At 65.1% G+C, this 12,941-nt stretch carries 13 protein-coding genes; 3 read left to right on the forward strand and 10 right to left on the reverse strand.

The features are described from left to right. Positions 1 to 8: 8 nt before the first annotated feature. From ACVIHF_RS37200 to cyoA, 7 genes are read right to left on the reverse strand one after another with little or no spacing between them, the layout of a single operon-like run. Positions 9 to 545: a response regulator transcription factor gene (locus tag ACVIHF_RS37200; protein WP_253606106.1), complete on the reverse strand. Its 537-nt coding sequence runs from the start codon at positions 543 to 545 to the stop codon at positions 9 to 11. Then, on the reverse strand, positions 535 to 1,920 hold the full coding sequence (locus ACVIHF_RS37205) for an ATP-binding protein (RefSeq protein ID WP_253606107.1): 1,386 nt from the start codon (positions 1,918 to 1,920) through the stop codon (positions 535 to 537). The genes ACVIHF_RS37200 and ACVIHF_RS37205 overlap by 11 nt, the downstream gene beginning before the upstream one ends. Then, complete coding sequence (locus ACVIHF_RS37210; protein WP_456793457.1) at positions 1,892 to 2,698, reverse strand: SURF1 family protein; 807 nt, start codon at positions 2,696 to 2,698, stop codon at positions 1,892 to 1,894. The genes ACVIHF_RS37205 and ACVIHF_RS37210 overlap by 29 nt, the downstream gene beginning before the upstream one ends. Before the next feature lie 26 nt (positions 2,699 to 2,724). Continuing rightward, complete coding sequence (cyoD, locus tag ACVIHF_RS37215; RefSeq protein ID WP_456778035.1) at positions 2,725 to 3,126, reverse strand: cytochrome o ubiquinol oxidase subunit IV; 402 nt, start codon at positions 3,124 to 3,126, stop codon at positions 2,725 to 2,727. Next, a complete protein-coding gene (gene cyoC, locus ACVIHF_RS37220; RefSeq protein ID WP_225163208.1) occupies positions 3,123 to 3,755 on the reverse strand; it encodes a cytochrome o ubiquinol oxidase subunit III in 633 nt (210 codons plus the stop codon). Before cyoC ends, cyoD begins: the two co-directional genes overlap by 4 nt. After that, complete coding sequence (gene cyoB, locus ACVIHF_RS37225; RefSeq protein ID WP_253606112.1) at positions 3,752 to 5,755, reverse strand: cytochrome o ubiquinol oxidase subunit I; 2,004 nt, start codon at positions 5,753 to 5,755, stop codon at positions 3,752 to 3,754. Before cyoB ends, cyoC begins: the two co-directional genes overlap by 4 nt. Positions 5,756 to 5,765: 10 nt before the next feature. Further along, positions 5,766 to 6,932: a ubiquinol oxidase subunit II gene (cyoA, locus tag ACVIHF_RS37230; RefSeq protein ID WP_253606114.1), complete on the reverse strand. Its 1,167-nt coding sequence runs from the start codon at positions 6,930 to 6,932 to the stop codon at positions 5,766 to 5,768. A gap of 232 nt (positions 6,933 to 7,164) precedes the next feature. On the opposite strand from cyoA, the gene ACVIHF_RS37235 reads away from it, so the two are divergent. Beyond that, the gene (locus ACVIHF_RS37235; RefSeq protein ID WP_456793458.1) at positions 7,165 to 8,454 is read left to right on the forward strand and encodes an MFS transporter; all 1,290 of its coding nucleotides are present in this window, start codon (positions 7,165 to 7,167) and stop codon (positions 8,452 to 8,454) included. A 137-nt stretch (positions 8,455 to 8,591) separates the two neighbouring features. Here ACVIHF_RS37235 and ACVIHF_RS37240 read toward each other — a convergent pair whose 3' ends face one another. Then, the gene (locus tag ACVIHF_RS37240; protein WP_253606117.1) at positions 8,592 to 9,401 is read right to left on the reverse strand and encodes a transporter; all 810 of its coding nucleotides are present in this window, start codon (positions 9,399 to 9,401) and stop codon (positions 8,592 to 8,594) included. 192 nt (positions 9,402 to 9,593) lie between these two features. On the opposite strand from ACVIHF_RS37240, the gene ACVIHF_RS37245 reads away from it, so the two are divergent. Then, positions 9,594 to 9,995: a c-type cytochrome gene (locus ACVIHF_RS37245; protein WP_253606119.1), complete on the forward strand. Its 402-nt coding sequence runs from the start codon at positions 9,594 to 9,596 to the stop codon at positions 9,993 to 9,995. 174 nt (positions 9,996 to 10,169) lie between these two features. Here ACVIHF_RS37245 and ACVIHF_RS37250 read toward each other — a convergent pair whose 3' ends face one another. Both ACVIHF_RS37250 and ACVIHF_RS37255 read right to left on the reverse strand, forming a co-directional pair. Continuing rightward, positions 10,170 to 11,663 carry a M48 family metalloprotease gene (locus ACVIHF_RS37250; RefSeq protein WP_253606121.1) on the reverse strand — a complete coding sequence of 498 codons (1,494 nt, stop codon included), beginning with the start codon at positions 11,661 to 11,663 and terminating at the stop codon, positions 10,170 to 10,172. A gap of 72 nt (positions 11,664 to 11,735) precedes the next feature. Next, a complete protein-coding gene (locus tag ACVIHF_RS37255; protein WP_253606123.1) occupies positions 11,736 to 12,482 on the reverse strand; it encodes a thermonuclease family protein in 747 nt (248 codons plus the stop codon). On the opposite strand from ACVIHF_RS37255, the gene ACVIHF_RS37260 reads away from it, so the two are divergent. Further along, the gene (locus ACVIHF_RS37260) at positions 12,470 to 12,769 is read left to right on the forward strand and encodes a hypothetical protein (protein WP_253606125.1); all 300 of its coding nucleotides are present in this window, start codon (positions 12,470 to 12,472) and stop codon (positions 12,767 to 12,769) included. The genes ACVIHF_RS37255 and ACVIHF_RS37260 overlap by 13 nt on opposite strands. The last annotated feature ends 172 nt before the right edge of the window (positions 12,770 to 12,941 follow it).

Here is a 12,941-nt window from a genome sequence, read left to right on the forward strand (position 1 = left end):
TCTATCGCCTACTTCACCCGCTGCTTCTCGAGCTTGCGCGCCAATGTCCGGCGATGCATGCCGAGGCGGCGGGCGGCTTCGGAGATGTTGAAGTCGGTCTCCATCAGGGTCTGGTGGATGCGCTCCCATTCCAGCGTCTTGATCGAGGTCGGCCGCGCGCCAAGCTCGATGGCGGCGTTGCCGGCGGCCTTCTGGAACGCGGCCTCGATGTCGTCGGTGTTTGACGGCTTGGCCAGATAGTGGCAGGCGCCGAGCTTGATCGCCTCGACCGCGGTCGCGATGCTGGCAAATCCGGTCAGCACGACGATCAGCATCTCAGGGTCATGCGCGTGCAGCGCTTCGACGCAGGCAAGGCCCGATGCGCCGCCGGCGAGCTTCAGGTCGACCACCGCATAGCCGGGCGATTGCTGCTCGAGCAGCTGGCGGACCTCGTCGAGCGAGGCCGACACCGCCACATCATAGCCGCGGCGCTCGAACGAGCGCTTCAATGTGCGGGCGAAACCCGCATCGTCCTCGACGATCAGGAGCTGGCGTTCATCCGTCAAGATGGTCTCCGATCGCAAGCGTCGAGAGCGGCAGCTCGAGCCTGACCGCGGCGCCGATGTCCGGCCGGTTGCGCGCCGTCACCACGCCGCCCAGCTTGCGCACCACGTTGACCACCAGGAACAGGCCGAGGCCGCTGCCGGGGCTGCCCTTGGTCGATTGATACGGCTTGCCGATATGCGCCAGCATCTCGTGCGAGAAGCCCGGGCCGCGATCGGTCACCGACAGCACCAGCGTGTCGGCATTGCGCTCGGCCATCAGCTCGATCCAGTCGCGCGACACCTCGGCGGCGTTGTCGAGCACGTTGAAGATCGCCTGCTTGAGCGCGATGTCGGATACGATCGCGAGATCAGCGCCGAAGGCGTTGCGGAAATACAGCGTGGCCGAGGGCCGCGTCGTCCGCCATTCCTCCACCAATGCCGTCAGGAACGCCGTGACCGTGGTCGGCGAGGAGCCTTCGCCGCGGGCTTCGCCCGCCGAGAGCAGGATGCCCGTCACGATCGACTTGCAGCGCTGCACCGAGATCTCCATCTCGCCGAGGTCCTGCGACATTTCAGGGTCGGAGGCGAGCGCGGGCATCCGGCGCCAGTCGCCGAGGATGACCGAGAGCGAGGCGAGCGGCGTGCCGAGCTCATGCGCGGCGCCGGAGGCCAGGAGGCCGATCCGGACGATGTGATCCTGCTCGGCGGCGTGCTGGCGCAGCGCCGCGAGGCGCAGGTCGCGATCGCGCAGATTGCGGTTGATCCGGGTCATGAACACCACGAGCAGCACGGCGTCGAGCACGAGGCCGATGAAGGTGCCGGCGATATAGAGGTTGAAGGCATCGGCGAAGCCGTGCTGCGGCAGCTCGAGCGGCCGGTAATAGCTGGTCAGCCAGGCGAAGTTCATGCAGACCAGCGCCACCAGCGACCAGGTCGAAGGCGCATCGAGCAGCACCGCGCCAAGCGTCACCTGCAGCAGGTAGAGCGAGGTGAAGGGGTTGGTGGCGCCGCCGCTGAGATAGAGCAGGGCGGTCAGCGCCGCGACGTCGAGCGCCAGCGCGACCAGCAGCTCGCGGTTGTTGATGTCGGCGCGGTAGCGCAGCCACAGCAGGCTGACGACATTGAGTGCCACCAGCCCGGAGATCACGGCCGCCAAGGGCAGCAGCGGCAGCGCGACGCCCATCCAGAACTGCACGAAGCCGATGGTGGCGATCTGGCCGATCACGGCGATCCAGCGCAGCTGGACCAGGAGGGCCATGTTCTTGCGATTGGTCGCGATGTCGGCGGGCGCTGCGAGGTCGAACGGCATGCCGGCGGCCGCGCCCGCGGCGGACGGCGTTACCGCCGCGCCGGTCGCGGCCTTGTCGTCATGCAGATCCGATGTGCGCTCGAGCATCTGGGCCTGTGTCGCGAGACAGATTGCGGGCTGCGCCGATCAAGCGGCGCACGGCGGCGCGCCGTGAGCCCCACCTTGGATCGGAGGCGCCGGCGCGGCTCCTGCCGCTGATGACGCGCAGGAGCGCGCCCGCCAGCATAAGGGTCAGTGCGAACCATGTCAGCGCGTAAATCAGGTGGTTGTTCGGAAACCGCACGATCGTGAGCCCGCCGATTGGGTAGCCGCCCGGATTTGGCGTCGCATCGGCGTCGATGAAGAAGGGGGCTACATGCGACAGTCCGTGCGCGGCGGCGATGGCGGCGACGTCGCGGGAATACCAGCGGCCGGCCGAAGCATCGTTGCTGCGCAGGAAGCCGCCCTTCAGCTCCGACATCCGCAGCAGTCCGGTGACGCTGACGGCGCCCTGCTGCTCGCCATCGCGCCGTGTCGCGGGATCGCGTTTATCAGCGGGAACAAAGCCGCGGTTGACCAGCACGGTGGTTCCGTCGGCGGCTTGCAGCGGGGTCAGTACCCAGAAGCCGGGACCTTCGGCCGTGACGGCCTGCACCAGCGTTTCGTCGGCGTTGAGGAACGTGCCGCGTAGGGTGACGCGGCGGTATTCATCGCTCGCGGCCGTGACCGCCGGCCATGACGATGGGGGCGGCGGCGCGACCGGCGCGGCATGCATGCGCTGCTCGACCCGCTCGATCAGCGCCAGCTTCCAGGTCCGGCGTTCGATCTGCCAGATACCGAGCGCGCTCAGCAGCACCACGCCCAGCATGCCGAGCGTGAGCAGCAACAGCGAGGGTCTGGCAGACCGCATCGTCACGGCATCTGGCTCATGTCGTGCAGCGGCATCATGTTGATGTTGAGATGATGCATGACCCACAGCGAGCCGGTCAGCGCGATCACCACCATGACCACGGTGAAGATCATCGCCATCATGGTCCAGCCGTTCTCGGACCGCGTGTTCATGTGCAGGAAGTACACCATGTGCACGACGATCTGCACCGCGGCGAGCACCAGCACGATCAGCGCGGTGACCTGCTTGTCGGCGATGGCGCCGGTCATCACCAGCCAGAACGGCACCGCGGTGAGGACGACGGAGAGACCGAAGCCGATCAGATAGCTCTGCAGCGAGCCGTGAGCCGCGCCGCCGTGATCGCCATGTCCGTGGCTGGCATTGGCTTCGAGCGTATGAGCTTTGGCGTGAGCTTCTTTTGTCATCGCAGCATTCCCAGGAGATAGACGAAGGTGAAGACGCCGATCCAGACCACGTCGAGGAAGTGCCAGAACATCGAGAGGCACATCAGCCGGCGCCGGTTGGCTTCGGTGAGGCCGAAGCGCGCGGTCTGCACCATCAGCGTCACCAGCCAGACCAGGCCGAAGGTGACGTGCAGGCCGTGGGTGCCGACCAGGGTGAAGAATGACGACAGGAAGGCGCTGCGTTGGGGCGTTGCGCCCTCGTGGATCATATGCGCGAACTCGGTGAGCTCGATGCCGAGGAAGGCGAGGCCGAACAGCCCGGTGATGGCGAGCCAGGCTTGCGTCGCGCCGATCCTCGATTTCTCCATCGTCAGCATGGCGAAGCCATAGGTGATCGAGGAGAGCAGCAGCATCGTGGTGTTGAGCGCGACCAGCTTGAGGTCGAACAGGTCCTTCGGCGATGGGCCAGCGGCATAGTTACCGCCGAGCACGCCATAGGTCGCAAACAGCATCGCGAAGATGAGGCAATCGCTCATCAGGTAGATCCAGAAGCCCAGCATGGTGCTGGCGCCTTCCGGATGATCGTGCTCGTCCACAACGTGAAAGATCGGCTCGGAGTCCTGGGTGGAGACGGTTGTTGCTACGCTCATGTCTGGGCTCCCGCGGCGAGCACGCGTGTCCGCGCGTCTTCAGTCCGCACCACCTCATCCGCCTGGATGTGGAAGTCGCGCTGATAGTTGAAGGTGTGGCCGATCGCGACCGCGAGCAGCGCAACGAAGCTGACGGCGGCGAGCCACCAGATGTACCAGATCAGGCCGAACCCCATTACCGTCGCGAGGCCGGCGAGAATGATGCCGGTGCCGGTGTTGGACGGCATGTGGATCGGCTTGAAGCCGGTCAGCGGGCGCCTGTAGCCGCGGCGCTTCATGTCCCACCAGGCATCGTTGTCGTAGACCACGGGCGTGAAGGCGAAGTTGTAGTCCGGCGGCGGCGACGAGGTCGCCCATTCGAGCGTCCGCGCGTTCCAGGGATCGCCGGTGGTGTCCTTCAGCTGCTCGCGGCGCAGAATGCTGACCGCGAACTGCACCAGCATCGCGACGATGCCGAGCAGGATCAGGAACGCGCCGAAGCCCGCGATGATGAACCAGATCTGCAGGGAGGGATCGTCGAACACGCGGAGCCTTCGGGTCACGCCCATCAGGCCGAGCACGTAGAGCGGCATGAAGGCGAAGTAGAAGCCCGAGACCCAGAACCAGAACGACAGCTTGCCCCAGAACGGATCGAGCCTGAAGCCGAACGCCTTCGGGAACCAGTAGTTGATGCCGGCGAACAGGCCGAACAGCACGCCGCCGATGATCACGTTGTGGAAATGCGCGATCAGGAACAGGCTGTTATGCAGCACGAAGTCGGCCGGCGGCACTGCCAGCAGCACGCCGGTCATGCCGCCGATCACGAAGGTCAGCATGAATGCCACCGTCCACATCATCGGCAGTTCGAAGCGGATGCGGCCGCGATACATCGTGAACAGCCAGTTGAACATCTTCGCGCCCGTCGGGATCGAGATGATCATGGTGGTGATGCCGAAGAACGAGTTCACGCTGGCGCCGGAGCCCATCGTGAAGAAGTGGTGCAGCCAGACCAGGTAGGACAGGATGGTGATGACGACCGTGGCGTAGACCATCGAGGTGTAGCCGAACAGCCGCTTGCCGGAGAACGTCGCGGTCACCTCGGAGAAGATGCCGAACGCCGGCAACACCAGGATGTAGACCTCGGGGTGGCCCCAGATCCAGATCAGGTTCACGTACATCATCGGGTTGCCGCCGAAGTCGTTCGTGAAGAAGTTGGTGCCGACGTAACGGTCGAGCGACAGCAGCGCCAGCACCGCCGTCAGTACCGGGAAGGAGGCGACGATCAGGACGTTGGTGCAGAGCGAGGTCCAGGTGAACACCGGCATCTTCATCATCGTCATGCCCGGCGCGCGCAGCTTGACGATGGTGCAGATCAGGTTGATGCCCGATAGCGTCGTGCCGACGCCGGCGACCTGTAGTCCCCATATGTAATAGTCGACGCCGACGTCGGGACTGTAGCCGATGTTCGACAGCGGCGGGTAGGCGAGCCAGCCGGTGCGGGCGAATTCGCCGACGAACAGCGACATCATCACCAGCACGGCGCCGCCGACCGTCATCCAGAAGCTGAAATTGTTCAGAAACGGGAAGGAGACGTCGCGGGCACCGATCTGCAGCGGCACCACATAGTTCATCAGGCCGGTGACCAGCGGCATCGCCACGAAGAAGATCATGATCACGCCGTGCGCGGTGAAGATCTGGTCGTAGTGATGGGCCGGGAGGTAACCGTCGGAGCCGCCAAAGGCGATCGCCTGCTGCAGCCGCATCATCAACGCGTCCGCGAAGCCGCGCAGCAGCATCACGATGCCGAGGATCATGTACATGATGCCGATGCGCTTGTGGTCCACGGTGGTGAACCACTCGCGCCACAGATAGGTCCAGAGCCGGAAATAGGTGACGATCGCAAACAGCGCGAGGCCGCCGGTCGCCACCACCGCGAAGGTGCCGACCAGGATCGGCTCGTGGATCGGCAGCGCCTCCAGATTGAGGCGACCGAAGATCATCTTGACGAGATCGGGATTCATGCGGTCCTCCTCAGGACTCTGATTTCGGACGCTGACCGAGCAGCAAGGATGTCGACGAGGGGTGCGCGGGCGAGAACGGCGGGCGCTTCAGCCCGAAGCCGCGCAGCGGCGTCAGGTCGAGCGGCGCGGTGATCTCGTGCGACGGCGCGTCCTTGATCTCGTCCATCGAACAGATGCCGGCGACGAAGGTCGGCTCGGAGCCGAGCGGCGCGCCGCGGCGGGCGTATTTGTCGTAGGTCAGCGGCAGCGTGTTGTTGAAGCCTTCGCGGCCGAGGCCGCCCTTGGCGTCGATCGCCATCATCTCGCTCATGCACATCTTGCCGGGCTCGACGCACATGTTGAGGACCGCCTTGTAGAGATCGCGGTCGACCGAGCGGTAGAGCCGGACCGGATCGTTCTGGCTCGGACGCTCAAGCTGCAGATAGTCGGTGCGGCCGAGCATATTGGCGCTGGTCTTGGCAGTGGCGATCCACTTGTCGAAATCGGCGCCAGACAGGCTCTTGAAGTCGAAGTGCATGCCGGAGAAGCCGGCGCCGCTGTAGTTGGCGGAGAAGCCGCGATAGGTGCCTTCCTTGTTGGCGACCGCGTGCAGCTTGGTCTCCATGCCGGGCATGGCGTAGATCTGGCCGGCAAGCGCGGGGATATAGAACGAGTTCATCACGGAGGACGCCGTGATGCGGAAGCGGATCGGGCGGTCGACCGGAGCTGCGAGCTCGTTGACGGCGGCGACGCCGTAGTCCGGGTAGATGAACAGCCACTTCCAGTCGAGCGCGACCACCTCGACATTGAGCGGGGCGTCCTTGCTCTCGATCGGCTTGTCGGCGGCGATGCGGCCGAGCGAGCGGTAGGGATCGAGCAGATGGGTGCCCATCCAGGTCAGCGCGCCGAGGCAGATGATGATCAGCAGCGGCGCCGACCAGATCACGAGCTCGAGCTGGGTGGAGTGATCCCACTCCGGCTCATAGGGGGCCGCAGCGTTGGACTGGCGGTAGCGCCAGGCGAAGAACACGGTCAGCGCCATCACCGGAAGCACGATGATGAGCATCAGGACGGTCGAGATGACGACGAGGTCGCGCTGCTGGGCGGCGATGTCGCCGGCAGGCGCTAGGACGACGAAATCGCACCCGCCAAGGAGCGCCGCGAACGGCAATAAGGCCAATAATTTCAAGGCGCGCACGGCTCACCCCACTTGAATTTTATGAGTTCCGCCAAGGGGTAGCTGCGATGCAGCAAAGTTCACATTGGACAATTTGTCCAATGTTGCACTGCGGGATGGAGGGGCAGAAGGTGAGGTGGACCGCGTGGCAATCTGCCCGTGGCCTCACTTCTTGTTTGAGCACGGTCTGTTCGGAAAACCGTTTGATCGTGCTCCAAAGGACGGTTCTCCGGCGATGGCACAAGCCCCAGCAATGGCTCACGGCAACCCGACCGCATCAGGTCACGGGCAGGCAAAACCCGGCGAAATCGCCATCGGCGTCATCATCGGACGCACGTCGGAATTCTTCGATTTCTTCGTCTATGCGATCGCCTCGGTCATCGTGTTTCCGAAGCTGGTGTTTCCGTTCGTCAATGAACTGACCGGCACGCTCTATTCGTTCGGCATCTTCGCGCTGGCCTTCGCCGCGCGGCCACTCGGCACCGTGATCTTCATGGCGGTCGACCGCCGCCACGGCAAGGGCGCCAAGCTCGTCATCGCGCTGTTCCTGCTCGGCACCGCCACGGTCGCGCTCGCCTTCCTGCCCGGCTACGACACGATCGGCGTCGCGGCGATCTGGCTGCTGGCCGCCGCGCGCGTGCTGCAGGGCATCGCCTGGGGCGGCGCCTGGGACGGCCTTGCCTCGCTGCTGGCGATGAATTCGCCGGCGCATCGCCGCGGCTGGTACGCGATGGTGCCGCAGCTCGGCGCGCCGCTCGGGCTGATCGTGGCGAGCGCGCTGTTCGCCTTCTTCGCCGGCAACCTCTCGGCGGATGATTTCTTCGACTGGGGCTGGCGCTATCCGTTCTTCGTCGCCTTCGCCATCAACGTGGTGGCGCTGTTCGCGCGGCTGCGCATGGTGGCGACGGATGAATATTCCGAGCTGTTCGAAAGCCGCGATCTGGAGCCGGCGCGGGTCGGCGAGACCATCGCGCAGGAGGGCCGCAACATCCTGCTCGGCGCCTTCGCGCCGCTGGCGAGCTTTGCGCTGTTCCACATGGTCACGGTGTTTCCGCTGTCCTGGGTGTTCCTGTTCACCAAGGAAAGCCCGGTGCGCTTCCTGATCATCGAGATGATCGGCGCCATGGTCGGCGTCGTCGCGATCATCGCCTCCGGCATGATCGCCGACCGCGTCGGGCGCAAGCCGCTGCTCTTGGGCTCGGCGGTCGCGATCGCGGTCTACAGCGGCTTCGCGCCGCAGCTGCTCGACGCCGGCGCGTTCGGCGAAACGGTGTACATGGTGCTCGGCTTCGTGCTGCTCGGCCTGTCGTTCGGTCAGTCGTCGGGCGCGATCGCCTCGAGCTTCGCGCGCAACTATCGCTACACGGCCTCGGCACTGACCTCGGATCTCGCCTGGCTGTTCGGCGCCGGCTTTGCGCCGCTCGCGGCGCTGCTGCTGGCGACGCATTTCGGCCTGATCTCGGCCGGCGCCTACCTGCTGTCGGGCGCGGTGTGGACGCTGCTGGCGCTGTGGCTGAGCGGATTGCGCGAAGCCGAGGGTTGAGCTCTTCTCCTTCCCCCTGAAAGGGGGAAGGTTGGGATGGGGGTCAGCCACAGGCTCCGCTGCAAGCGGAGAGAGCAGATCCCCACCCGCTTTGCTCTGGCGAGCAAAGCGACCTCCCCTTTTCAAGGGGAGGTGGGCTAGCGGAACAATCCGTCGACGCGGAACGAGTAGCCCAGGCCGACGATGTAGTTCGGTGAGTTGCGGTTGAGTCCGAACGCGACATGGAAGTCGACCTGCTGGGTCGGCGTGATCTGGTACAGGCCGCCGGAGTTGATGAGCTGAGTCGGCCGCGTGCCGTCGGGATAGTCGCCGACATATTCGGTGAACACGCTGATCCGCTCGGTCAGCTTCTTCTCGATCACGAAGGTCGCTTCCGACATGTGCCGGCCGGTCAGCTCGGCAGGGCGGAAGAATTCCGTGAACATGCCGCTGACGCCCCAGCCGTCATGCAGCGCCCATGACCATGGCAGTTGGAGATAGGGCTGCGCGCCGCGCCCGGCGATCTCGGCAGCGCCCGTCGGCAGCGCGACGCCGGCCGTGATCGAGAGGTCGAGCTTCCCCGGCAGCGGACTGATCTGCCATTTGATCCCCGGCGCGACGTCGGAAAAGCCCGAGGCGCCGGGCGATTTCACGGTGCCGACATAGCTCGGCAGGTCGACCAGCACTTCGAGGCAGGGCGCAATCCCGAGCCGCCAGCGGCTATTGCTGCCGTCGATGCTGCGGCCACTGCTGCGGCCGGTCAGGTTGATGCCGTTCTCGTTCTGCAAGCTCCCGACCGGCACGACGATACTCGAATTGGTGACGTCGGGCCGGTCGGTCGCGATTTCGTCGCTCGGCTTGGGACAGCCGTCCGCGCGCGCGGCGGTGGCTGCTGCGAGTGTGAGCGCAGCAAGCACGCACCCGAGTTCGGCAAGTCGAGCGACGGCGCCGAACCGATTCTGAAACACTGGGGATGCTCCAATAGCCCGGCGCCGCTGCGGAGGTGGCAGCTTTCGATAGAGATCGGCGGCGCGCGGGGAAATTCCCGGTTGGCTCAAAAATCTTCGTCAGTCGTCGGCGGCGCGAGCGCGCGACATTTTAGGGAATAGAATGGCAGCATGGCTGCTCCTGTTGTGGTGGCAAACAGGAGAGCCCCGGGAATGACCATTCGTTCGATCGCAGGCGTGCTGGCGCCGCGGCAAGCCAGAATTGCCGCGATGGCGGCCATCGCGATTCTGCTCGCCCTGAACAGCGCCCGTGCCGCGGGAGATGCGGCGCGCGGCGCCACGCTGTACCAGGGCTGCGGCGATTGCCACTCGATCGACAAGAACGACGTCGGCCCGATGCACAAGGGTGTCGTCGGCCGCCTAGCCGGCTCCGTCGCAGGCTACGACTACTCGCCGGCGCTGAAGAACTCGAAGATCGTGTGGACCGAGGAGAATCTCGACAAATGGCTCACCGGTCCGGACACGATGGTTCCGGGCACCAAGATGTTCTACGAGGTTCAGGATCCGAAGGATCGCGCCGACATCATTGCCTTCCTCAAGGAGAAGGCGAAGTAGCGGGCTATCTCTCATGTCGTCCCTGCGGAAGCAGGGACCCATAACCACCGGAATACGTTGTTAGGGCGCGCTGTGGCCCCAGCTTTTTTCAATCAATCGATAGCTGTGGTTATGGGTCCCGGCCTTCGCCGGGACGACAGCGGTAGTGAGGCGCGAGCGCGACACCTCGCAACCTCAATCCACCACGATCTTGACGCGGTCGCGCGGCTTCACCTGGGCATGGGCGTCGAGGCCGTTGAGCACGCGGAAGCGCTCGGACGGGTGGTCGACGCCGGACATGCGGTGCGACAGCGATTCCACGGTGTCGCCGGGCTGCACGTTGATGACCTTGATGCGCAGCGGGCGCGCGGCCTGGATCTCGTCGAGCGTCAGGCGGCGGAACGAGTTGACGGTCTCGCGCGCGTTACGCTCGCTCTCGGTGGACTTCTGCTTGGCGGCGAAGATGAAGCGGTAGACGTCGCTGCCGAAGCGCAACGCATAGACCTTGAACTGCCACTGGTCGCCATGCGCGGTGGCCGACGCCGCCGGAAAGCCGTTGATGTTGAGGTCCTCGGTCGAGGACTTCTCGACGCCTTCCATCCAGCCCGAATTCAGGTAATCGCCGAGCGACTGCTCGGCCGGCACCCGCACCACGTCGAAGCGCATCGCCTGGCTGCCGCCCTCGCGCACGCCGATCACCGCCTGCGCGGTGTTGTCGAGCGTGAAATTATCGGGCGCGGTGAAGGTGAAGCCGAGCTTGGGATGCAGGAAGCGGCGGCCGCGCACGAACCCTTCGCTGGGATCCTCGCCATAGACGATGTTGTCGATCGCGGCGAGATAGGTCTCGCGATCGCGCTCGTTGCTCTCGGGCGACGAGTATTGCCGTGCGGTGGTCTGCGCATTGTTGATGCGCTCGGGCGTTGCCGGATGCGACGAGGTGAAGTCCTGCGCGCGCGGATCGAGCGCGGTCTTGCCGATCTTGAGCGCAGCATTGCGCTCCATCGCGGTCAGGAAGCGCGCCGCGCCGTAGGGATCGAAATGCGCGCGGGCGGCGATCCCGACGCCGATGCCGTCGGCCTCGAATTCCTGCTGGCGCGAGAAGCTCGCCATCGTCAGCTTGGTCTTGGCGAGCGCCAGCGCGGTGAGATCGGGATCGGTGCTCATGTCGGTGACGACGCGCGTCACCACCGCCGCCTGGCGGGCCTGGTCCTCGCGCATCGCCGCGTGCTTGGCCAGCACATGCGCCATCTCGTGGCTCAGCACCGAGGACAGCTCGGAGGTGTCGCTGGCGAGCGCAATCAGGCCGCGCGTGACATAGAGCTGGCCGGTCGGCAGCGCGAAGGCGTTGACCGCGCCGGAATTGAGGATGGTGACCTTGTAGGCCTGGTCGGGCCGTTCGGAGGCGGCGACCAGCCGCTCGACGGTCTTGCTGATCAGGGCCTCGAGCTTCGGGTCGTCATAGGCGCCGCCATAGGACGACAGGATGCGCTCATGCTCGCGTTCGCTCGTGGGCGTCTGCTGCACCACGCGGTTCGGCTTTACCGGCGCCGCCGCTGCCGTGGGCGCGGCCTGCTCGAACCGGCCGACATTGCCGCAGGCCGACAGCGTCAGGGCGGCGCAGACGAGCGCCGGCGCAGCCAAAAGGCGGCGGCCAGTCCCCTCTTCACGCCGTCCTGCGCGCTCAATCACGTCAAAAACTCACAAATTGTCCCGTAAAAAGACCGGAGCAGGGCCCCTGGGTTTCTTGAGTCCCTTGGGCCTCTAGTTCCCGCCGAGCACTTCAAGCTGCCCCACCCGGAGCAGTTCGATTCGCGGCCCACGTCGTGCTTCCACCCAGCCTCGTACACGAATCTTACGATTTTCCAGAGACTTGGGCGCAAGCCCGGCCGCCTCGAACGCAGGGACTATGCGCCTTGAAATAGTCGCGGCAAAGTCCTGAGTCCAGTTTCGACCGAAATTCAGGTAAGTCGTCGCGCCCGCCTGACGCACGGACAAAACCCTGCCCTCGACCACTGTAAAACGCCCGATCCCGGTCAAAATATCGGCGGAGCTTTCGGCGTTTTTTATGACGGTGGCCTCGGCCCAGGTTCCCGATCGGGCGGCCCTTGCCTCGGCCTCGGCCGCCATCAGCGCCGCAGCACAGTCCTTGTCGGCGACCTCGGATGACGCCACAGCGAGGCCCTGGCGCAGCAGCTCGCTTTGCACGGGCTTCTCACTGCCTTCGAGGAATGCGTAGGCCGGCTGCCGGCCATAGCGGTCCGGCGTGTCATCCTGTCCGCGCAACGTCACCTCGCGGCCGACCAGCAGCGCCGTCAGTGCAGCGATGGTCTTCGCCTTGTCGGCCACCTCGATACCGGCGAGCTTGACCTCACGGCCGTCGTCCAGCCGCAGGCTGCGCGCATCGACGATGGCGGCGACGCGACCCTCACCCTGAATCTCGAAATTGCATCCATCCGCTTCGGCGCGTCCGCTGCACGCGCCGATCGCGAGGACGCATGCTGTCATCATCACCGCCCACGGACGGCGACGCCATGCTCTATCGCGTGGAGGCGTCATACGGCACTCGTCACTTCGGCGCGCTCCGCTCGGAGCGTGGTCGCCAACAAGGACAGTCTGACGGAAAGATCGCTTCAGAGCCACCACAAGCGAAGCGAGATCGCATCGAGGATGCCATCGTTGATTCGGTGGTCAATTTTTCTGCGGCGCTTCTCATCGCGTGCACAGGCGAGATTCGTGTTTCACATCAATGCGTGCCTGTCGCGGGACGAACTCGTCTTCAGCGCGCCTTGTCGTGACGAAAATTGCCGTCCGATCGTGCGTCGAGCGGCCCTCACACGCGTCAACCTTACCCATTCATGATCGCAACTCCGTGCGCGGAATGAGAATTCGTTATTGTTGCCAATGACTTGCGGCGCAAGGTAACTATTCGGCAATTTTTTGAAAGGCGACCGGTTGCGGTCGCTCACG

The organism is Bradyrhizobium sp. USDA 4506, from assembly GCF_054058795.1.